Source organism: Streptomyces sp. NPDC056169, assembly GCF_042268445.1.
GTDB lineage: Bacteria > Actinomycetota > Actinomycetes > Streptomycetales > Streptomycetaceae > Streptomyces.
The window spans coordinates 61,254-82,636 of record NZ_JBHJUO010000005.1 but is presented as its reverse complement, the minus strand read 5'-3'; the positions used below and the strand labels follow the sequence as shown (position 1 = coordinate 82,636).

Sequence of the window (21,383 nt, the reverse complement as noted above, 5' to 3'; positions counted from 1 at the left end):
GGGCGGACAGGCGGGCGGACGGGGGGCGGACAGGGAGCGGACAGGCCGGCGGACAGGGCGGCGGACGGTGCGCGCAGGGGCGTAAACAGGCCAGACGCCGAGGCCGCCGCGGTGGACTCGTAGAATCGACCCACCATGGCTTACCTCGACCACGCCGCGACCACGCCCATGCTGCCCGAGGCGATCGAGGCGATGACCGCCCACCTCGCCGTCACGGGCAACGCCTCCTCCCTGCACGCCGCCGGACGGCGCGCCCGGCGGACCGTCGAGGAAGGGCGCGAGACGCTCGCCGCCGCGCTCGGTGCGCGGCCCAGCGAGGTCGTCCTCACCTCCGGCGGCACCGAGGCCGACAACCTCGCCGTGAAGGGCCTCTACTGGGCCCGCCGCGACGCCGACCCGCGCCGTACCCGCGTCCTCGCCAGCCCGGTCGAGCACCACGCCGTCCTCGACGCCGTGGACTGGCTCGCCACGCACGAGGGCGCCGAGGTCGAGTACCTGCCCGTCGACCGCTACGGCCGCGTCCACCCCGAGGCCCTGCGCGAGGCGATCGCCCGCGACCCCGATTCCGTCGCGCTCGCCACCGTCATGTGGGCGAACAACGAGATCGGCACCGTCATGCCGGTCCGTGAACTCGCCGACGTCGCCGCCGAGTTCGGTGTGCCTCTGCACGCCGACGCCGTACAGGCCGTCGGTCAGGTTCCGGTCGACTTCGCCGCCTCCGGCCTCGCGGCGATGACCGTCTCCGGCCACAAGATCGGCGGCCCGTACGGGATCGGCGCCCTGCTCCTCGGCCGCGAGTACACCCCCGTGCCCGTCCTGCACGGCGGCGGCCAGGAGCGGCACGTCCGCTCCGGCACCCTCGACGTGCCCGCCGTCGCCGCCTTCGCGGTCGCCGCCCGGCTCGCCACCGAGCGCCGCGAGGAGTTCGCCCGGGAGGTCGGCGCCCTGCGCGACGAGCTCGTCACCGCCGTCCGTACGGTCGTGCCCGACGCGATCCTCGGCGGCGACCCCGCCGAGCGGCTCCCCGCCAACGCCCACTTCACCTTCCCGGGCTGCGAGGGCGACTCCCTGCTCCTGCTGCTCGACGCCGCCGGCATCGCCTGCTCCACCGGCTCCGCCTGCACCGCCGGCATCGCCCAGCCCAGCCACGTCCTGCTCGCCACGGGCACCGATCCGGACCTGGCCCGGGGCACCCTGCGCTTCTCCCTGGGGCACACCTCCACGGAGGAGGACGTGGCGGCGGTCGCCGAGGCGATCGGCCCGGCCGTGGAACGGGCGAGGACCGCGGGCCTCAGCTGAGCCCCGCGGGCCTGAGACCCCAAGGGCCTGAGACCCGAGGGCCTGATGCCCAGGCCTGACGCCTCAGGCCCGTCACGGCCTCACACGGGCTTCTTCGACGCCTCGCGCACCAGCCGCAGATAGCGGTCCCAGTCCCAGTGCGGCCCGGGGTCGGTGTGGTCGGTGCCCTCGACCTCCACGTGCCCGATGATGTGCTCCCGGTCCACGGGTATCCCGTACCGGGAGCAGATGTCGGCCGTCAGCCGCGCCGACCCCGCGTACATCTCCGCCGTGAAGTCCTGCGGCCGGTCGACGAAGCCCTCGTGCTCGATGCCGACGCTCCGCTCGTTCATGTCGCGGTTCCCCGCGTGGAACGCGACGTCGAGCTCCCGGATCATCTGCGCCACATGACCGTCCTTGCGGACGACGTAGTGCGCGGCGGCCCCGTGCCCCGGGTTCTTGAAGACCTTCAGCGCCGTCGCGTAACTGCCCTGGACGACATGGATCACGACCCGGTCTATGACGTAGTCGTCCGGCCGGTCGGCCCGCCGCCAGTTCGCCCGCGCCGCCGACGTCCACTCCGCGCCCTTGTGGTCGAGCTCGCCGTCGACCCGCTTCTTCTCCATCCCCGGCAGCCGCCACCACGCGCGCGCCAGCTCGTCCCTGGCCAGCGCGGCCGTCCCCAGGACGGCGACCCCGCCGCCGAGCAGCACGGCCCGCCGCCCCACCCGCCTGTCCGACCCGCTTCCGCCGCTCCCCTTGCTCCCCATGCACCAGAGAACGCTTACTCCCGCGACCTTGGTTCCCGCGCCCCGTACCCTGGTAGGGCTATGACTCAGACTCCGCCCCCGCGCCCCCTTCGCGTCCTCGCCGCCATGTCGGGCGGCGTGGACTCCGCCGTCGCCGCCGCCCGTGCCGCCGAAGCAGGCCACGACGTCACCGGCGTGCACCTCGCGCTCTCCGCGAACCCGCAGTCGTTCCGTACCGGAGCACGCGGCTGCTGCACGATCGAGGACTCGCGCGACGCGCGCCGGGCCGCCGACGTCATCGGCATCCCGTTCTACGTGTGGGACCTCGCCGAGCGGTTCCGCGAGGACGTCGTCGACGACTTCGTCGCCGAGTACGAGGCCGGCCGCACGCCGAACCCGTGCCTCCGCTGCAACGAGAAGATCAAGTTCGCGGCGCTGCTCGACAAGGCCCTCGCCCTCGGCTTCGACGCGGTCTGCACCGGTCACTACGCCACGGTCGTCCTCAACGACGACGGCACGCGCGAGCTGCACCGCGCCTCCGACATGGCCAAGGACCAGTCGTACGTCCTCGGGGTGCTCGACGAGAAGCAGCTCGCGCACGCGATGTTCCCGCTCGGCGACACCCTCACCACCAAGGACGAGATCCGGGCGGAGGCCGAGCGGCGCGGGCTCGCGGTCGCGAAGAAGCCCGACAGCCACGACATCTGCTTCATCGCCGACGGCGACACGCAGGGCTTCCTCGCCTCCCGCCTGGGCAAGGCCGAGGGCGACATCGTCGACGAGGCCGGCGCGAAGGTCGGCACCCACGAGGGCGCGTACGGCTTCACCATCGGCCAGCGCAAGGGCCTGCGGATCGGCCACCCGGCCGCGGACGGCAAGCCCCGCTACGTCCTCGACATCTCGCCCGTGAACAACACGGTCACGGTCGGCCCGGTCGAGGCCCTGGACGTCACCGCCCTCACCGCGATCAAGCCCCGCTGGTGCGGCACCGCCCCGGAGGGCGAGGGCCGCTACACCGCCCAGCTCCGCGCCCACGGCGGCGAGACCGAGGTGACGGCCGCCCTCGTGGACGGCGAGCTCACGGTCGCCTTCGACGAGCCGGTCCGCGGCGTCGCCCCCGGCCAGGCGATCGTGCTGTACGACGGCACGCGCGTCGTCGGCTCGGCCACGATCGCCACGACGACCCGCCGCACGACGGAGCCCACGCCGACGCCCACGCCCACGCCCGCGTAACCCCAGGGCCGCACAGGTCCTAGCCAGCCCCGCTCGTCTCCCGCTCCTCCGCCAGGAACTCCTCCAGGACCGGAGCCAGGACGTGCGGGGCCACCTCGTACGTCTGGCCCGTCAGGGTGCGGTGGCGGGCCCGGGGGAGCGCCGCCGTCAGGGCGCGGGCCGCCCGGCGCGTCCACGCCGGGCTCGCGCCCCCGTCGACGACCAGCACGCGCGCGTGGACCCCGGCGAACCGCCGCTCCGGCACCGTCCCGTCACCGAGGACGGCGTGGTCGTACGCGAGCGTCGCCGCCAGCTCCTCCCGCCCGAGCCACGCCTCCGCCGGTACGGCCGACTCCGCCAGGAACAGGTCGAAGGCCGCGCCCCGCTGCCCCCGGTCGAGCAGCGCCGCCGCCCGGCCGTGCAGCGCGGCGGCCTCCGCCGAGTACGGCGGCTCGTACACCGACACCGGCCCGGCCGACAGACCGGCGGCCACCGCGGCGAGCACCAGGGCGCCCCCCGTGCCCACCCCGTGCAGGGCCGCGCCGCTCCCGGCCTCCCCGACGACCGCCGCCAGGTCCTCGATCTCCCGCTCCACCGCGTACGGCCCGGTGTCGCCGCTCCCGCCGCGCCCCCGCCGGTCGTACGTCACGACCGAGAAGCGCCCGGCCAGGAGCCCCGCGAGGGGCCGCTCGCTCGCGGCCGTGCACAGCGCCCCGCTCACCAGGACCAGCGGCGGTCCGTCCCCGTCCCCGTACCGCTCGTACGCGATCGTCGTCCCGTCCCGTGACGTGACCCGTCCCCGGACCCTGCTCAGCGTGGTGTCCACCTCGTCCATGGCAGTGCAGACCCGGCCCGGCACCGGAACTCATCGCCGCGCGCCGGGATTTCCCGAAGAATCTTGGAAGCCGCTGGTCAGGCCCGGACACCCTCTACCGTGGAGCGCATGAACATCTGCGTCTTCCTCTCCGCCGCCGACCTCGACGAGCACTACACCGCTCCGGCGCGCGAGTTCGCCGGCCTCCTCGGCAAGGCCGGCCACACCCTCGTCTGGGGCGGCTCCGACACGGGCCTGATGAAGGTCGTCGCGGACGGCGTCCAGGGGGCGGGCGGCCGGCTCGTCGGCGTCTCCGTCGAGTTCCTCCAGTCCAAGGCCCGCCCGGGCACGGACGAGATGGTCGTCGCCCGGGACCTGGCCGAGCGCAAGGCGCTCCTCCTCGCCAAGTCCGACGCGATCGTGGTCATGGTCGGCGGCATCGGCACGCTCGACGAGGCCACCGAGATCCTGGAACTGAAGAAGCACGGCAAGCACACCAAGCCGGTGGTCCTGCTCAACACGGCGGGCTTCTACGACGGTCTGAAGACCCAGCTCCGCCGCATGGAGGACGAGGGCTTCCTGCCGATGCCGCTCGCCGACCTCGTCCTTTTCGCGGAGGACGGCCCGACGGCCCTCGCGTACCTGGAGGGGAACATCGCCTCCCGCTGATGCGAGCATGGTGCCCATGGCTACACATGTGATCACCGGAGCCGGTTCCGGCATCGGCGCGGCCGTCGCGCGCCGCCTCCACGCGCGCGGGGACGAACTCGTGCTGCACGCGCGCGACGCGGGGCGGGCCAAGGAACTCGCCGCGCGGTTCCCCGGCGCGCGGACCCTCGTCGGGGACCTGGCCGACCCGGACCGGCTGTCCTGGGCCTTCTCGCACCAGAGCATGCCGGAGCAGGTGGACAGCCTGCTGCACATCGCGGGCGTCGTCGACCTCGGACCGGTCGGGGACCTCACCCCGAAGACCTGGCACCACCAGCTCAACGTCAACCTGATCGCCCCGGCCGAGCTGACCCGGCACCTCCTGCCCCAGCTGCGGGTCTCCCAGGGCCACGTCGTCTTCGTGAACTCGGGCGCCGGGCTCGCCGCGCACGCCGAGTGGAGCGCGTACGCCGCCTCCAAGCACGGCCTCAAGGCCCTCGCCGACTCCCTGCGCCACGAGGAGCACGCCAACGGCGTGCGGGTGACCTCGGTCTACCCGGGCCGCACCGCGAGCCCGATGCAGGCGAAGGTGCACCAGCAGGAGGGCAAGGAGTACGACGCGTCGAAGTGGATCGACCCGGAGTCGGTCGCGACGGCGATCCTCACCGCGATCGACCTGCCGCGCGACGCCGAGATCAACGACCTGACCGTCCGTCCGGGCCGGTAGGACGGTGGACATGAGCGACCCCGACACGAGCACCACGGGCGCCACGAGCGTCTTCGGCCCCGCCACCGGCGTCGGGTCCCTGCCCGGCGGCGACGCCCGGGAGGCCGCCAGGGCGGCCACCGGCTCCTTCGAGCACTTCCCGTTCCTGCCGGAGCTGCCGGCCCGCGGGCCCGGCGCCGACATGATCGGCCGGACCATCGGGATGCTCGTCGACCTGTACGCGCACGTCGAGCCGAGCGGCTGGCGGATCAGCGACCGGCCCGGCCGCGACACCAAGCGGGCCCGCTCCTGGCTCGGCGAGGACCTGGACGCCCTGGAGGAGTTCACTCAGGGGTACGAGGGCCCGCTCAAGGTCCAGGCCGTCGGCCCGTGGACGCTCGCCGCGGCCCTGGAGCTGCGCGGCGGCGAAGCGGCCCTCCGCGACGCGGGCGCCTGCCGCGACCTGGTGGGCTCCCTCGCCGAGGGGCTCCGCACCCACCTCGCGGAGCTGGCCAAGCGGATCCCCGGGGCCCGGATCGTCCTCCAGCTCGACGAGCCCTCGCTCACCGCCGTCCTGCGCGGGCAGGTCCGCACCGCCAGCGGCTACCGCACCTACCGGGCCGTCGACCGGCAGGTCGTGGAGAGCGCCCTGCGGGACGTCGCCACGGTCCACGACGGTCCGGTCGTCGTCCACTCCTGCGCCCCCGACGTCCCCTTCGCGCTGCTGCGCAGGGCCGGCGTCGCCGGGGTCTCGTTCGACTTCGGGCTCCTCACCGAACGTGACGAGGAGACGATCGGCGAGGCCGTGGAGGCCGGGACGAAGCTCTTCGCCGGTGTGGTGCCGTCCACCGACGGCCCGTTGTCGGACCCGGGCGGTAGCGTCATGGGTGTCAGGACGCTGTGGCGCAGGCTGGGGCTGAATCCGGGGACTCTCGCGGAGTCCGTGGTCATCACTCCCACGTGCGGGCTCGCGGGCGCTTCGCCCGCCTATGCCCGTGCGGCGCTCGCCCATTGCGCCAAGGCGGCGAGATCGCTCGCGGACAACCCAGAGTGACCGGGTTTCGAGGCACGGGAGGACGGACGAAGGTGGCAGTCGAACAGGGGGCCCTGCCCGCCGAGGCACGGGAGAAGCACGCCGAGCTCGCGGAGCGGGTCGAGGAGCACCGCTTCCGGTACTACGTGAAGGACCAGCCGGTCGTCAGCGACGGCGAGTTCGACACGCTCCTGCGCGAGCTCGAAGCGCTGGAGGAGGCGTACCCGGAGCTGCGGACGCCGGACTCGCCGACCCAGAAGGTCGCCGGGCAGTACGAGACCGACTTCACCTCCGTCGAGCACCGCGAGCGCATGCTCTCGCTGGACAACGCCTTCGACGACGAGGAACTCGCCGCCTGGGCCGAGCGGATCGCGCGGGACGTCGGCACCCCCGACTACCACTACCTGTGCGAGCTCAAGGTCGACGGCCTCGCCGTGAACCTGACGTACGAGCACGGGCGGCTGACCCGGGCCGCGACCCGCGGCGACGGCCGCACGGGCGAGGACATCACGCCCAACGTGCGGACGATCGCCGACATCCCGGACCGGCTGCACGGCGACCGCGTCCCGGACCTCGTCGAGATCCGCGGCGAGGTCTACTTCCCGATGGAGGCCTTCGAGGGGCTCAACGCCCGCCTGGTGGAGGCGGGGGACAAGCCCTTCGCCAACCCGCGCAACGCGGCCGCCGGTTCGCTGCGCCAGAAGGACCCCAAGGTCACGGCCTCCCGCCCGCTCCACATGGTGGTGCACGGCATCGGCGCCCGCGAGGGCTTCGAGATCTCCCGGCTCTCGGAGACGTACGAACTGCTCCACGAGTGGGGCCTGCCGACCGCCCGGCACAACCGCGTGGTCGACTCGCTCGACGGCGTGCGGGATTTCATCGCGTACTTCGGCGAGAACCGCCACTCCGTGGAGCACGAGATCGACGGGGTCGTCGTCAAGCTCGACGAGATCCCCCTCCAGGGCCGGCTCGGCTCCACGGCGCGCGCCCCCCGCTGGGCCATCGCCTGGAAGTACGCGCCGGAGGAGGTCAACACCAAGCTGGTCGACATCAAGGTCGGCGTCGGCCGCACCGGGCGCGTCACGCCGTACGCGCAGGTGGAGCCGGTGACGGTGGCCGGGTCCGAGGTCGAGTTCGCCACCCTCCACAACCAGGAGGTGGTGAAGGCCAAGGGCGTGCTGATCGGCGACACGGTCGTGCTGCGCAAGGCCGGTGACGTGATCCCCGAGATCCTCGGGCCCGTCGCCGACCTGCGGGACGGCAGCGAGCGGGAGTTCGTGATGCCCGCCGAGTGCCCCGAGTGCGGGACGCCGCTGAAGGCGATGAAGGAGGGCGACATCGACCTCCGCTGCCCGAACGCCCGGACCTGCCCGGCCCAGCTGCGCGAGCGGCTCTTCTTCCTGGCCGGGCGCCAGTGCCTGGACATCGAGAACTTCGGCGCGGTGGCCGCGGCGGCGCTGACCAACCCCCTTCCGCCGTCCCCCAAGCTCTCGGCTTCGCTCGAGCAGGGGGCACCCCCATCGCCGCCGCTCGTCGACGAGGGCGACCTCTTCGACCTCACCATCGAGCAGCTCCTTCCGATCAAGGCGTACGTCCTCGACCCGGACAGCGGGCTGCCCAAGCGCGACCCGAAGACCGGCGAGGAGAAGATCGTCACGATCTTCGCCAACCAGAAGGGCGAGCCGAAGAAGAACGCCCTGGCGATGCTGGAGAACATCGCGGCGGCCAAGGAGCGGCCGCTCGCCCGCTTCATCAACGGCCTGTCGATCCGGCACGTGGGTCCGGTCGCGGCCGAGGCGCTGGCCCGTGAGTTCCGCTCCCTGGAGCGGATCGAGCAGGCGAGCGAGGAGGAGCTGGCGGCCGTCGACGGCGTCGGCGGGATCATCGCGACCGCGGTGAAGCAGTGGTTCGCCGAGGAATGGCACCGCGAGATCGTGCGCAAGTGGCGCGCCGCCGGAGTGTCGCTTGAGGACGAGGGCGCCGGGGAGGACGTGGGACCGCGTCCGCTGGAAGGTCTCACGGTCGTCGTGACCGGCACCCTGGAGAAGTTCACCAGGGATGGCGCAAAAGAGTCCCTCCAGGCGCTCGGAGCGAAGGTGACCGGTTCCGTTTCGAAGAAGACCGCCTTCGTGGTGGTCGGCGAAAACCCTGGTTCGAAGTACGACAAGGCGATGCAGCTGAAGGTTCCGGTTCTGGACGAGGAAGGCTTCTCGGTCCTGCTCGAACAAGGTCCCGAAGCCGCTCGCGAGGCCGCGGTGCCGGTCGCCGAATAGCCGCTGCCGGCCCCGCCAGAGGTCACCCGTTCGGCGCATACCAGATCGTTACGGGTGGCCAGGCCGCATTCGGGCAAGAGAGGGAGAGCGCTGCCCGTCGGAGCCCTCGGCGGCCTACTGTGGTGACTGTGCGTCCTGTCCCGCACGTCCGCGCGAGGGCTGCCGGTCGTGCGCGCAAGGACGAACGGCCCAGTGGCATGAGGAACGGCCGCCCGGTGGCGGTCGCATGGCGGACGGCCGGACGACGGACCGGCCGCGCGAGCGCGGCCCATCGCACACCGACGGCACCGCCGCCTGTGAGAGGGACGGGAATGGAACCGACCGAGAGCGCCGCCCCGGCCCCACGGCCGTACGGCCGTGTGGTCCCCACGGGCCTGACCTCCCGGCTGCCCGCAGCCGTGGTGGGCATCGCCGCCGTCGTGCTCGTCGTCGGCCTCCAGCGGGCCCTGAGCACCGGCCATGGACTCTTCCCCGGCGGCGGCACCGGCTGGTCCCTCGCCGTCCTCACCGGCCTCATCGTCGGCCACCTGGTCGCGCTCGGCCGCGACCGCTGGTGGGGCGGCACGGGCTCCGGCGCCGCCCTCACCCTCGCCGTCCTCCTGCTGTACGGCTGGGTGCCCGCCGGACTCGTCTCGCTGACCGTCGTCGCCCTCGTCGGCGCCGCCCGCCGGCACCGCTGGCGACAGGGCCTGCTGCACGGCGCCGCCGACGTCCTCGGGGTCGGCGCCGCCGCCCTCGTCCTCGCCCTCTTCGGCGACGTACCGTCCGTCGAGCAGCCCTGGCAGCCCCTCGACTGGACGATCGGGGACGTCCCGGAGGTCGTCCTCGCCGCGGCCGCCTACCTCGTGGTGACCCGGGTCCTGCTGTGGTACACGCTCGCGCCCCAGGGCCGCGGACTGCCCACCATCGCCCGCACCGCCCTCCTCCGGCAGGGGCTCGTCGCCGTCGCCCTGCTCGGCATCGCCCCGCTCATCTGCGTCGTCGCCGCCACCCGGCCCGTCCTCCTGCCCCTCTTCGCCGTCCCCCTCATCGCCCTCGACTCCACCCTCTGGATCGCCCGCGCCCGCGCCGAGGAACAGCTGCGCGACCCGCTGACCGGGCTCCCCAACCGCCAGTGGCTCCTGGAGCGGGCCTGGACGGCCCTGGAGGAGGCCGAGGGAGAAGGCGCCCGCGCCGCCCTCGTCCTGATCGACCTCGACCGGTTCCGCTCGGTCAACGACACCCTCGGACACCTCGCGGGCGACCGGCTGCTCCTCCAGATCGCCGAGCGGCTCCGCCTCGCCCTGCCCCGCGGCGCCGAGGCCGCCCGGCTCGGCGGCGACGAGTTCGCCGTCCTGCTGCCCACCTGCGACTCCACCACCAGCGCCCAGCGCGTCGCCCGCCACCTCGTCGCCGAACTCTCCTCCCCGCTCGACCTCGACGGACTCACCCTCGTCCTGGAGGCCAGCGCCGGCGTCGCCGTCTTCCCCGACCACGCCCTCGACGCCGAGGGCCTGCTGCGCCGCGCCGACGTCGCCATGTACCAGGCCAAGCGCGACCGCACGGGCGTCGAGGTCTACGAGTCGAAGCGCGACTCCAACACCCCCGACCGGCTCGGACTCCTCGGCGACCTGCGCCGCGCCCTCGACGCCGGCGAGGTCGAACTCCACTACCAGCCCAAGGTCCGCTTCGACGGCCAGGTCGCGGGCCTGGAGGCGCTCGTCCGCTGGGTCCACCCGGAGCGCGGAAAGGTCCCGCCGGACGAGTTCATCGCCATCGCCGAGTCCTCCGGCCTGATGCCCCACCTCACCGAGTACGTCCTGGAGACCGCCCTCGCGCAGGTCGCCCGCTGGCGCGCGCAGGGCCTCAACGTCCCGGTCGCCGTCAACGTCTCGCCGCGCGACGTCCACACCCCCGGCTTCGCGGGCGCCGTCGCCGCCCGCCTCGCCCGCCACGGCGTCCCGGCCGGCGCCCTCCAGCTGGAGATAACGGAGCACGTGCTCCTGGAGGACCCCCAGCGGGCCGCCGACACGCTCAACGGCCTCACCGGCCACGGCGTCAAGATGTCCCTCGACGACTTCGGCACCGGCTACTCCTCGCTCGTCCACCTGCGCCGGCTGCCCGTCAGCGAACTGAAGATCGACCGCTCCTTCGTCGCCCGGCTCGCCGTCGACACCGAGGACGCCGAGATCGTCCGCTGCACCCTCGACCTCGCCCACTCCCTCGGCCTCCTCGTCGTCGCCGAGGGAGTGGAGGACGACGAGACCTGGGAGCGCCTCCGCGACCTGGGCTGCGACGCGGTCCAGGGCTGGCTGGTCGCCGCCGCGATGCCGCCCGCCGAGGCGACCGCCTGGCTCCTGGCCCGCGGCGAGCACGGCTGGCGCCGCCCCGTCGACATCGCCGCCGACCTCGCCGCCGAGGTCGACCTCGACCACCCCTCGGGCCAGGTCGTGCAGTAGGGGCGACCCGGCCGGGGGCGGAGAGGGGTAACGGCACGGGGAGCGGCACCGGCCCCATAGGATGGGCCAACACCATCAAGCTCACCCCGTGAGGATCCGCATGCCTGGCATCACGCGCGAGGAGGTCGCCCACCTCGCACGGCTGGCGCGTCTGGAGCTGAAGGGCGAAGAACTCGATCACTTCGCCGGCCAGCTCGACGACATCATCGGCGCGGTCGCCCGCGTCTCCGAGGTCGCCGACCAAGACGTACCGCCGACCTCTCACCCGCTGCCGCTGACCAATGTCATGCGCGCGGACGAGGTCCGTCCGTCGCTCACCCCCGAGCAGGCGCTCTCCGGCGCCCCGGCCCAGGAGCAGCAGCGTTTCAAGGTGCCGCAGATCCTGGGGGAGGACTAAGAAGTCATGACGGACAACATCATCATCAAGCTCACGGCCGCCGAGATCGCCGGGAAGATCGCCGCGGGCGAGCTCACCGCCGTCGAGGTCACCGAGGCCCACCTCGCCCGTATCGAGGCCGTCGACGAGAAGGTCCACGCCTTCCTGCACGTCGACCGCGAGGGCGCCCTCGCGCAGGCGCGCGCCGTCGACGAGAAGCGTGCCCGCGGCGAGAAGCTCGGCCCGCTCGCCGGCGTCCCGCTCGCGCTCAAGGACATCTTCACCACGGTCGGCATTCCGACGACCGTCGGTTCGAAGATGCTGGAGGGCTGGATCCCGCCGTACGACGCGACCCTGGTCAAGAACCTCAAGGCCGCCGACGTCGTCATCCTCGGCAAGACCAACATGGACGAGTTCGCGATGGGCTCCTCCACGGAGAACAGCGCCTACGGCCCGACCGGCAACCCCTGGGACCTGACCCGGATCCCCGGCGGCTCCGGCGGTGGCTCCTCGGCCGCCCTCGCCGCGTACGAGGCCCCGCTCGCCATCGGCACGGACACCGGCGGCTCCATCCGCCAGCCCGCCGCCGTCACCGGCACCGTCGGCGTCAAGCCGACCTACGGCGCGGTCTCCCGCTACGGCATGGTGGCCTTCTCCTCCTCCCTCGACCAGGGCGGCCCCTGCGCCCGTACGGTCCTGGACGCGGCCCTCCTGCACGAGGCGATCGCCGGGCACGACCCGCTCGACTCGACGTCCATCGACGCCCCGGTCCCGCCGGTCGTCGAGGCCGCGCGCAACGGCACGGTCGCCGGCATGCGCGTCGGCGTCGTCAAGCAGTTCCGCGGCGAGGGCTACCAGGCCGGTGTCGTGCAGCGCTTCGACGAGTCCGTCGAGCTGCTCAAGTCGCTGGGCGCCGAGATCGTCGAGCTGGACTGCCCGACCTTCGACCTGGCCCTCTCGGCGTACTACCTGATCGCGCCGTCCGAGTGCTCCTCGAACCTGGCCCGCTTCGACGCCATGCGTTACGGCCTGCGGGTCGGCGACGACGGCACGCGGTCCGCCGAGGACGTCACCGCCCTCACCCGTGAGGCCGGCTTCGGCGACGAGGTCAAGCGCCGCATCATCCTCGGTACGTACGCGCTGAGCTCCGGCTACTACGACGCGTACTACGGCTCGGCCCAGAAGGTCCGCACCCTCATCACCCGCGAGTTCGAGAAGGCCTTCGAGGAGGTGGACGTGATCGTCTCCCCGACGACCCCCACCACGGCCTTCCCGATCGGCGAGCGCGCCGACGACCCGATGGCGATGTACCTCGCGGACCTGTGCACCATCCCGACCAACCTGGCCGGCAACGCCGCGATGTCGCTTCCCTGCGGCCTCGCGCCCGAGGACGGGCTGCCGGTCGGTCTGCAGATCATCGCTCCCGCCCTCAAGGACGACCGTCTGTACAAGGTCGGCGCCGCCGTCGAGGCCGCGTTCGTGGAAAAGTGGGGGCATCCGCTGCTCGAGGAGGCTCCGTCGCTGTGAGTACCAGTGCACTGCAGAAGGCCAAGGGCTTCAAGAAGTCCAAGACCGGCACGTACCTGTCCATCGGCACCACCGCGTTCGGCCTGCTGGGCGTGGTCAAGCGGGGCCGTGCGGCCCGCAGTGAGCACGACACGCTCAAGCTGCTCGACGCCGTCGTCTCCGCCGCCGCCATCGCCACCGGCGTCGCTCTCCTCGTGCGCGAGCTCAAGCGCATCGGTGACGACGACGTCCTGTTCGGCTGAGGCCGAAGGCATCAGAGGGAATTCTCACCGTGACTGTCACTGAACTGCTGTCGTACGACGCGGCCCTCGCGGCGTTCGACCCCGTCATGGGCCTGGAGGTCCATGTCGAGCTCGGCACCAAGACGAAGATGTTCTGCGGCTGCTCGACCGAGCTGGGCGCGGAGCCGAACTCGCAGACGTGCCCGACCTGCCTCGGCCTGCCCGGCTCGCTGCCGGTCGTCAACGCGATCGGCATCGAGTCCGCCATCAAGATCGGTCTCGCGCTGAACTGCGAGATCGCCGAGTGGTGCCGCTTCGCCCGGAAGAACTACTTCTATCCGGACATGCCGAAGAACTTCCAGACCTCCCAGTACGACGAGCCGATCGCCTTCAACGGCTATCTGGACGTCCAGCTGGAGGACGGCGAGATCTTCCGCGTGGAGATCGAGCGCGCCCACATGGAGGAGGACACCGGCAAGTCCACCCACATCGGTGGCGCGACCGGCCGCATCCACGGCGCCTCGCACTCCCTGCTCGACTACAACCGGGCCGGCATCCCGCTCATCGAGATCGTCACCAAGCCGATCGAGGGCGCGGGCGAGCGGGCCCCCGAGGTCGCCAAGGCGTACGTCGCCGAGCTGCGCGAGCTGATCCGCGCCCTCGGTGTCTCCGAGGCGCGCATGGACAAGGGCCAGATGCGCTGCGACGTGAACCTGTCGCTGCGCCCGCACGGCGTCGAGAAGTTCGGCACCCGCTCGGAGACGAAGAACGTCAACTCGCTCCGTTCGGTGGAGCGCGCGGCGCGCTTCGAGATCCAGCGCCACGCGGCCGTGCTCACCTCCGGTGGCACGATCGTGCAGGAGACCCGTCACTTCCACGAGGACGACGGCTCCACCACCTCCGGCCGCATCAAGGACAACGCCGAGGACTACCGGTACTTCCCGGAGCCCGACCTCGTGCCCGTCGCCCCGGCCCGCGCCTGGGTCGAGGAGCTGCGGGGCGGTCTGCCCGAGCTGCCGCGGGTTCGCCGCAACCGGCTGCGCGAGGAGTGGGGCGTGTCCGAGCTGGACATGCAGTCCATCCTCAACGCGGGCGCGGTCGACTCGATCGTCGCCACGATCGAGGCGGGCGCGGACGCGACCTCGGCCCGCAAGTGGTGGATGGGCGAGCTCGCCCGCTCCTCCAACGAGCAGGGCGTCTCCCTGGAGGAGCTGGCGATCACGCCGTCGGACGTGGCCCGGGTCTCCGCCCTGGTCGCCGCCGGCGATCTGAACGACAAGCTGGCCCGCCAGGTCATCGAGGGCGTTCTCGCGGGCGAGGGCACCCCGGACGAGGTCGTCGAGAAGCGCGGTCTGAAGGTCGTCTCCGACGACGGCGCGCTCGGCACGGCGGTCGACGAGGCCATCGCGGGCAACGCGGCCATCGCGGACAAGATCCGCGGCGGCAAGGTCGCGGCGGTCGGCGCTCTCGTGGGCGCGGTCATGAAGGCCACCCGCGGCCAGGCGGACGCGGCGAAGGTCAAGGACCTGATCCTGGAGAAGCTGGGCGTCAGCGAGGGCTGAGGCCCGAAGGACGCGTGACGAGGGGCGGTACGGCTGTCGTGAGACGGCCGTACCGCCCCTTCCTCATGGGGTGGTCTAGGCGAGCACCTCGTAGGTCAGGGTGTAGTCGGCGTCGTCCTCGGTGAACTTGTACTCCAGTTCGCCTTGGCCCAGTTGTGACCGGCCCGCGTAAAAGCGGCCGAGAAGGTCGTCGTCGTCCGGGGAATCGTCGTCGAAGAGTTCTACGCGGGCGCGGGTGCCGAAGTCGACCAGCGGGACGGCGGACAGGTCCGCGGTGTCTCCGTTGTTCAGGCCCGGCGATTCCGCACCCCACACCTGAACCCCGTTGACCAGCAGGCGCTGTTCGTCCTCCCCCCTGTCGTCCTCCGTCGTCGTGCAGTGGAGAGAAATCAGGCGAAGCCTCATTACCACCCCCAAGGAATTGTCGAGCAGGTGATTCGAGGGTAGAGGCGTATTCGGGTGCCGGGCAATGGAGCGCTGCCCGGCGCAATAGCGGCGCATTTCCCGGGAATTGATGCGCCCCCGGCGTTCCCGAATGGGCGGCCCATAAACTGGAATGTTTGTGCGTGGGCGTTCACCGCCGTGTCCCCGAGGGGTCTTCTCGGCGTCATCCCGCCTCACTACCGTCCCCGGCGTACCAACCAATGGCTCGAAGGCGAACCATTGGCCGTCGACTGGAGGTCGGTCTTGTCATCCGAGAAGTCACCCGAGCTGTCCCGCAGAAGGCTCCTCGCACTGGGCGGCGGCGCCCTCGGTGTCGCCGCGGCCGGCTCGCTGCTGCCGCCGTCCTTGCAGACCGCGATGGCCGCGGAGCCGCCGGCCGGCGGGCTGGGGGCGGTCCGGCACGTGGTGATCCTCATGCAGGAGAACCGTTCCTTCGACCACTACTTCGGCACCCTCCGCGGCGTCCGCGGATTCGGCGACCGCAACGCCATCGAACTGCCCTCCGGCAAGCCGGTGTTCGAGCAGCCGGCCGCGCTCGGCCGGACCGTGCTGCCGTTCCCGATCCGCGGCGCCGCCGAGACGCAGCAGAAGGACCTCCAGTACATCGGCGACCTCGACCACTCCTGGAGCGGCGGCGGCAAGGCCTGGCGCGGCGGCTGGATGGACGGCTGGGTCTCGGCCAAGACCGCCGCCACCATGGCGTACTACGACCGGCAGGACATCCCCCTGCACTACGAGCTCGCCGACACCTTCACCATCTGCGACGCCTACCACTCGTCGATCCACACCTCGACGAGCCCCAACCGCAACCACCTCTGGTCCGGCTGGACCGGCTTCGAGGCCGACGGCAGCCGGGCCGTCACCAACGCCGCCTACGCCGAGGGCACCCACCCCGGATACGGCTGGCCCACCTACGCCGAGCGGCTCGAAGCCGCCGGGCGGAGCTGGAAGACGTACACGGAGTGGGAGAACTTCACCGACAACAACATCGAGTTCTTCACCACCTTCAAGAACATCGCCCGCAAGGCGCTCGCCGGGACCGGCGGACACACCTTCATGGAGTCCTTCTACGCGGCCGTCCGCGACACCGACGACCCGACCGAGCGGACCCGCCTCCTCGGCCTCCTGGAGGAGGGCGTCGCCGGCCTCACCGAGGCCGAGCGCTCCCTCTTCGAGCGCGGACTGCGCCGCGTCGAGAGCGGCACCCTCGCCGACGCCTTCCGCGCCGACATCGCCGCCGGCACGCTCCCCGAGGTCTCCTACCTCGTGCCCTCCGCGATCGACTCCGAGCACCCCGGCTCCTCCTCGCCGGTCGCCTCCGCGAGCCTGGTCTACAAGGTGCTCGACGCCCTCGGCTCGCACCCGGACGTCTGGCGCCACACCGTCGTCCTGATCAACTACGACGAGAACGACGGCTTCTTCGACCACGTGCCGCCGCCCGTCCCGCCGGCCGACAACACGGACGAGCGCTGGAAGGGCCAGCCCACCGGCCTCGGCATCCGTGTCCCGCTGCTCGTCGTCTCCCCCTGGTCGGTCGGCGGCTACGTCTGCTCCGAGACCTTCGACCACACTTCCGTGATCCGCTTCCTGGAGAAGCTGACCGGGATCGCCGAGCCCAACATCACGCCCTGGCGCCGGGCCGTCACCGGCGACCTCACCTCCGCGTTCGACTTCAAGCGGGGCCGTCGGCAGCCGCCCGTCGAGCAGCCCGGCCCGATCCCGCCGTTCACCGGCCGCTGGCGGCCCCAGCCCCCGGCCGTCCAGCGGATGCCCGTCCAGGAGCCCGGAACCCGCCCGGCCCGCCCCCTGCCGTACCAGCCGGACGCCGCCGCGATCGTCGCGCCGGGTGCCGTGACCGTGGCCCTGCGGAACACCGGCAGGGCGAGCGCGCACTTCGCCCTCTATCCGTACGCGGGCGAGTTCGCCGTCCCGCAGCACCGGGACGTCAGGGGGGCGGGGGAGTGGACCGTCCCCGTTACGGGTGATCATTACCGCTTCACGATCACCGGCCCGAACGGCTTCCGCCGCGAGTTCGAGGGCCCCGCCGCCGGCGGCGCCGAGCTCGCCTCGCGCCTCGACCACCACGACCGTGACCTGCACCTCACCGTACGGAACACGGGCCCGGCCGCGCTCGCCTTCACCGTCCGGTCGCTCGGGTACGTCGACGAGCGCGACCTCGCCGACTGGACCCGCACGGTCACCGTGAAGCCCGGGAAGACCCGTACGGTCGTGCACTCGGCCGCCGACGCGCACGGCTGGTACGACGTCGAGGTCACCGCGCCCGGTGGCTTCCGCCGCCGCCTCATGGGCCACATCGAGAACGGGCGCCCCAGCGTCTCCGGCTGACCCCACCGTCTCCGGGCGACTCCCCTCCGTGTGCGGGGGCAGGGACTTCGGTCCCGAACCCCGCACACGGCTGTGAGCATCGACACGAAAGGGGCAAACGATCAGTTTTGGCTGCAAGAGTGGGCGCAATTAGGTCATGCGTTCTTCTCGGGCCGCTCCCGTGCAAGATCCACGAACCATCCAGGGAGCACGTCCTTTGGCAGCCATCGCCCGATGGTGCATCCGGCACCGTCTCGTCGTCGTTCTCCTCTGGCTCCTCGCCCTCGGCGGAGTCGGCACCGGTGCGGTCCTGGCCGGAAACGCGTACTCCAACGACTACGAGGTCCCCGGCACCGAATCCGGCCGGGCCACCGCCCTCCTCGACCGCGGCTTCCACGGCCTCGGCGGCGACAGCGACACCATCGTCTGGCACACCGAGCAGGGCAGCGTCCGCGCCGACGCCGTCGAGCAGCGCATGACCGCGATGCTCGACAAGGTCGCCGAGCTCCCCGGGATCGCCGCCGTGACCTCTCCTTACGGAGACACCGCGGCCGCCGCGGACACCGCGGGGCAGATCAGCGAGGACGGGCGCACCGCCTACGCCACCGTCACCTTCGACGCGCAGGCCGACGACATCCCCCCGGCCCAGGCCGAGGCCCTCGTCGACACCGCGAAGGCGGCCGAGGCGGGGAGCGAAGGCCTCCAGGTCGAGCTGGGCGGCACCGCCGTCGCCCTCACCGAGGCCCCCGGCGGCCACATCGCCGAGGTCGTCGGCGTCGCCGTCGCGGCCCTCGTCCTCTTCCTCGCCTTCGGCTCGCTCGCCGCCTCCGTGCTCCCCATCGCGACCGCGCTGGTCAGCGTCGGCATCGCGTACTCCGGGATCGTCCTGCTCGGCCACCTGATGACCGTCGCCGACTTCGCGCCCATGCTGGGCATGCTCGTCGGCCTCGGCGTCGGCATCGACTACGCGCTCTTCATCGTCACCCGGCACCGGAAGGGCCTCAAACGCGGTCTCCCCGTCCCCGAGGCCGCCGAGATCGCCGTCGCCACCACCGGCCGCGCCGTCGTCTTCGCCGGGGCCACCGTCTGCATCGCCCTGCTCGGCATGCTGATCCTGCGGCTCAGCTTCCTCAACGGCGTCGCCATCGCCGCCTCCCTCACCGTCGTCCTCACGGTCGCCGCCTCCATCACCCTGCTGCCCGCGCTCCTCTCGCTCATCGGCATGCGCGCCCTGTCCCGGCGCGAGCGGCGGGCCCTCGCCGAGCGCGGGCCGCAGCCCGAGCTCCCCACCGGCTTCGCCGCCCGCTGGTCCGCCTTCGTCGAGCGCCACCCGAAGCTGCTCGGGGCCGTCGCCGCCGTCGTCATGACCGTCCTCGCGCTGCCCACCCTCTCGCTCCACCTCGGCACCTCCGACCAGGGCAACGGGCCGGCCACCGCGACCACCCGGCAGGCGTACGACCTGATCGCCGACGGCTTCGGGCCGGGCGTCAACGGGCCCCTCACCCTCGTCGCCGGGCTGGACGGCGCCGACGACCGGGTCGCCCTCGACCAGCTGCCGACCGCGCTCTCCGCCACCCACGGGGTCGCGTCCGTCTCCCCGGTCACGTACAACAGCGCCGGCGACACCGCCGTCCTCACCGTCGTCCCCGACTCCTCGCCCCAGTCCAAGGCGACCAGCGAGCTCGTCGACCGGCTCCGCCAGGACGTCCTCCCGAAGGCCGAGGCCGGCACCTCGCTGGACGTGCACGTCGGCGGCGTCACCGCCTCCTACGACGACTTCGCCGAGATCATCGTCGGCAAGCTGCCGCTCTTCGTCGGCGTCGTCATCGCCCTCGGCTGTCTGCTGCTCCTGCTGGCCTTCCGCTCGATCGGCATCCCGCTCAAGGCCGCCGCCATGAACGTCGCCGCCGTCGCCGCGGCCTTCGGCATCGTCGTGGCGATCTTCCAGTGGGGCTGGGGGAGCGAGCTCCTCGGTCTCGGCAGCGCCGGACCGATCGAACCCTTCCTCCCCGTGATCATGGTCTCCGTCCTCTTCGGGCTCTCCATGGACTACCAGGTCTTCCTGGTCAGCCGGATGTACGAGGAGTGGCTGGAGACCGGCGACAACCGGCGGGCGGTCCGGGTCGGCCTCGCCGAGACCAGCCGGGTGATCAACTCCGCCGCCGTCATCATGATCGCGGTCTTCCTCGCCTTCGTCCTCTCCGGCGACCGCGTCATCGCGATGTTCGGCATCGCGCTCGCCGCGGCCGTCGCCCTCGACGCCTTCGTCCTGCGCACCCTGCTCGTCCCCGCGCTCATGCACATGCTCGGCGGGGCGAACTGGTGGCTGCCGAAGCGGCTCGACCGGATCCTGCCCCGGATCAGCATCGAGCCGCCCGAGTGCCGCGCCGCGGCGGACGCCCGTGCGAAGATCCCGGGGCAACGCATGACGACGATTCCGACGGTCGAGGAGAACGACGATGTTCGCGATATCGCTGGGTGACGACGGCGCCGAGCTGCGGCCCCTGGAGCCCTGGCAGGCGGAGGAGTTCCTCGCCCACATGGACCGGGGCCGGGAGTTCGTCGGGCAGCACATCGGCCTCCCGGACGTCGTCGCGGACCTCGACTCCGCCCGCGCCTACCTCCAGTCGTACGCCGAGAAGGCCGCGAACGACGCCGGACGCATCTACGGCATCTGGACCGACGGCACGCTCGTCGGCGGCGTCCTCTTCCGGACCATGGACGTCGCGTACGGCATGGCCGAGGCGGGCTGCTGGCTGGAGCCCTCCGCCGCAGGGAAGGGCCTGATCACCCGGGCCTGCCGGGTCATCATCGACTGGGCGATCGAGGAGCGCGGCATCCACCGCGTCGAATGGCACGCCTCCTCCAAGAACGAGCCGAGCATCGCCGTCGCCCGCCGCCTCGGGATGACCCGGGAGGGCGTGCTGCGCGAGAACTACCCGTACCGCGGCACCCGCTCCGACACCGAGATCTGGGCCGTCCTCGCGCCCGAGTGGCGCGCGGCCAAGACCGCCGCCGAGACCGCTGCCGAGATCACCGCCGAGACGGCGGCCACGGCGTCTTAAGGCCGTTCTCATGTGGGCCGCCTAGCGTGCGCCGCATGGACATCACGAAGACCGACGAGAAGACCGAAGAGACGGCGACGGAGCCGAAGACCGAGGCCTCCCCGGAGGTCGAGGCGGCTGCGGAGGCCACCGCGGAGCCGGCCGCCCAGGACGCCCTTGACGAGGCCGACGAGGCGGACGACGCGGACGACGACGAGGTGCCGGCCGAGGTCTCCGCCGGCACGGGCGTCGGCGCCGGCGGCGCGGCCGTGGTCTCCGCCGCCCTCGGCGCCGTCGCGCTCACCGGCACCTGGACGGCCAAGGTCGTCTCCGAGCGCGAGACGCTCATCGGGCAGATCCACTCCCAGTCCGGCACCCCGGCCCAGCAGATCTCCGAGATCTACGGAGACGCCTGGCACAGCACCGCCCTGGTCAACGGCGTCTTCGCGCTGCTCGCGCTCGTCACCGCCGTCCTCGTCCTGGTCCTCGTCCGCCCCGAGCGCCCCGCCTGGGTCCGGGCGGTCGCCCTCGCCGGCGCCGTCCTGGGCGGCCTCGGGCTGCTCCTGTCGGTCGGTACCTACTTCGACCTCTTCCTGAGCCTGCCCACCACCGGGTCCTGAGTCGGGCACCGAGCCGCCTAAGGACCCCCCAGGGCCCGCCTAAGGCCCCCCGTACCCCGAACATGCGGCACTCGCCCGATGTGACCGCACCCCCTGGGAGCCGAGAGTAGAGG

The 21,383-nt window shown here is 72.3% G+C and carries 18 protein-coding genes; 15 read left to right on the top strand and 3 right to left on the bottom strand.

All coding sequences use genetic code 11. From position 1 onward, the window contains the following. The first annotated feature begins 135 nt into the window (after positions 1 to 135). Positions 136 to 1,299 (top strand): cysteine desulfurase family protein, encoded by a 1,164-nt coding sequence (locus ACFC0G_RS09370; RefSeq protein ID WP_376399721.1) that lies wholly within the window; start codon positions 136 to 138, stop codon positions 1,297 to 1,299. An 80-nt stretch (positions 1,300 to 1,379) separates the two neighbouring features. Here the strand turns inward: ACFC0G_RS09370 and ACFC0G_RS09365 are convergent, their stop codons facing one another. Continuing rightward, the gene (locus tag ACFC0G_RS09365; RefSeq protein ID WP_376399718.1) at positions 1,380 to 2,048 is read right to left on the bottom strand and encodes an N-acetylmuramoyl-L-alanine amidase; all 669 of its coding nucleotides are present in this window, start codon (positions 2,046 to 2,048) and stop codon (positions 1,380 to 1,382) included. Between the two features lie 60 nt (positions 2,049 to 2,108). Between ACFC0G_RS09365 and mnmA the strand changes: the two genes are divergently transcribed. Continuing rightward, positions 2,109 to 3,260 (top strand): tRNA 2-thiouridine(34) synthase MnmA, encoded by a 1,152-nt coding sequence (gene mnmA / locus ACFC0G_RS09360; RefSeq protein ID WP_376399715.1) that lies wholly within the window; start codon positions 2,109 to 2,111, stop codon positions 3,258 to 3,260. 19 nt (positions 3,261 to 3,279) lie between these two features. Here the strand turns inward: mnmA and ACFC0G_RS09355 are convergent, their stop codons facing one another. After that, complete coding sequence (locus ACFC0G_RS09355) at positions 3,280 to 4,074, bottom strand: alpha/beta fold hydrolase (protein WP_376399712.1); 795 nt, start codon at positions 4,072 to 4,074, stop codon at positions 3,280 to 3,282. 108 nt (positions 4,075 to 4,182) lie between these two features. Here ACFC0G_RS09355 and ACFC0G_RS09350 point away from each other — a divergent pair, with 108 nt between their 5' ends. From ACFC0G_RS09350 to gatB, 9 genes are all read left to right on the top strand, one after another. After that, positions 4,183 to 4,722, top strand: a complete 540-nt coding sequence (locus ACFC0G_RS09350; protein ID WP_376399710.1) for a TIGR00730 family Rossman fold protein — start codon at positions 4,183 to 4,185, stop codon at positions 4,720 to 4,722. Between the two features lie 7 nt (positions 4,723 to 4,729). Further along, the gene (locus ACFC0G_RS09345) at positions 4,730 to 5,428 is read left to right on the top strand and encodes an SDR family oxidoreductase (protein ID WP_376399707.1); all 699 of its coding nucleotides are present in this window, start codon (positions 4,730 to 4,732) and stop codon (positions 5,426 to 5,428) included. A gap of 10 nt (positions 5,429 to 5,438) precedes the next feature. Further along, a complete protein-coding gene (locus ACFC0G_RS09340; protein WP_376399704.1) occupies positions 5,439 to 6,461 on the top strand; it encodes a methionine synthase in 1,023 nt (340 codons plus the stop codon). 32 nt (positions 6,462 to 6,493) lie between these two features. Next, positions 6,494 to 8,713 carry an NAD-dependent DNA ligase LigA gene (gene ligA / locus ACFC0G_RS09335; RefSeq protein WP_376399702.1) on the top strand — a complete coding sequence of 740 codons (2,220 nt, stop codon included), beginning with the start codon at positions 6,494 to 6,496 and terminating at the stop codon, positions 8,711 to 8,713. A gap of 311 nt (positions 8,714 to 9,024) precedes the next feature. Then, on the top strand, positions 9,025 to 11,151 hold the full coding sequence (locus tag ACFC0G_RS09330; RefSeq protein ID WP_376399699.1) for a putative bifunctional diguanylate cyclase/phosphodiesterase: 2,127 nt from the start codon (positions 9,025 to 9,027) through the stop codon (positions 11,149 to 11,151). 100 nt (positions 11,152 to 11,251) lie between these two features. Continuing rightward, entirely contained in the window at positions 11,252 to 11,548 is a 297-nt protein-coding gene (gatC, locus tag ACFC0G_RS09325) for an Asp-tRNA(Asn)/Glu-tRNA(Gln) amidotransferase subunit GatC (RefSeq protein ID WP_015036350.1), read from the top strand. 6 nt (positions 11,549 to 11,554) lie between these two features. Continuing rightward, positions 11,555 to 13,054: an Asp-tRNA(Asn)/Glu-tRNA(Gln) amidotransferase subunit GatA gene (gatA, locus tag ACFC0G_RS09320; RefSeq protein WP_376399696.1), complete on the top strand. Its 1,500-nt coding sequence runs from the start codon at positions 11,555 to 11,557 to the stop codon at positions 13,052 to 13,054. Continuing rightward, complete coding sequence (locus ACFC0G_RS09315; RefSeq protein WP_267045990.1) at positions 13,051 to 13,296, top strand: hypothetical protein; 246 nt, start codon at positions 13,051 to 13,053, stop codon at positions 13,294 to 13,296. The genes gatA and ACFC0G_RS09315 overlap by 4 nt, the downstream gene beginning before the upstream one ends. A gap of 29 nt (positions 13,297 to 13,325) precedes the next feature. Continuing rightward, positions 13,326 to 14,837, top strand: coding sequence for an Asp-tRNA(Asn)/Glu-tRNA(Gln) amidotransferase subunit GatB (gatB, locus tag ACFC0G_RS09310; RefSeq protein ID WP_376399693.1), 1,512 nt, complete (start codon positions 13,326 to 13,328; stop codon positions 14,835 to 14,837). 75 nt (positions 14,838 to 14,912) lie between these two features. Here the strand turns inward: gatB and ACFC0G_RS09305 are convergent, their stop codons facing one another. Further along, the gene (locus ACFC0G_RS09305) at positions 14,913 to 15,242 is read right to left on the bottom strand and encodes a hypothetical protein (RefSeq protein WP_376399691.1); all 330 of its coding nucleotides are present in this window, start codon (positions 15,240 to 15,242) and stop codon (positions 14,913 to 14,915) included. Between the two features lie 282 nt (positions 15,243 to 15,524). Between ACFC0G_RS09305 and ACFC0G_RS09300 the strand changes: the two genes are divergently transcribed. The 4 genes from ACFC0G_RS09300 (at position 15,525) to ACFC0G_RS09285 (ending at position 21,270) form a co-directional block, all read left to right on the top strand. Next, complete coding sequence (locus tag ACFC0G_RS09300) at positions 15,525 to 17,627, top strand: phosphocholine-specific phospholipase C (protein WP_376399688.1); 2,103 nt, start codon at positions 15,525 to 15,527, stop codon at positions 17,625 to 17,627. A gap of 196 nt (positions 17,628 to 17,823) precedes the next feature. Next, entirely contained in the window at positions 17,824 to 20,088 is a 2,265-nt protein-coding gene (locus ACFC0G_RS09295) for an MMPL family transporter (RefSeq protein WP_376399686.1), read from the top strand. Further along, positions 20,066 to 20,671, top strand: a complete 606-nt coding sequence (locus ACFC0G_RS09290; protein ID WP_376399683.1) for a GNAT family N-acetyltransferase — start codon at positions 20,066 to 20,068, stop codon at positions 20,669 to 20,671. Before ACFC0G_RS09295 ends, ACFC0G_RS09290 begins: the two co-directional genes overlap by 23 nt. Positions 20,672 to 20,706: 35 nt before the next feature. Then, positions 20,707 to 21,270, top strand: a complete 564-nt coding sequence (locus ACFC0G_RS09285) for a hypothetical protein (RefSeq protein ID WP_376399680.1) — start codon at positions 20,707 to 20,709, stop codon at positions 21,268 to 21,270. The last annotated feature ends 113 nt before the right edge of the window (positions 21,271 to 21,383 follow it).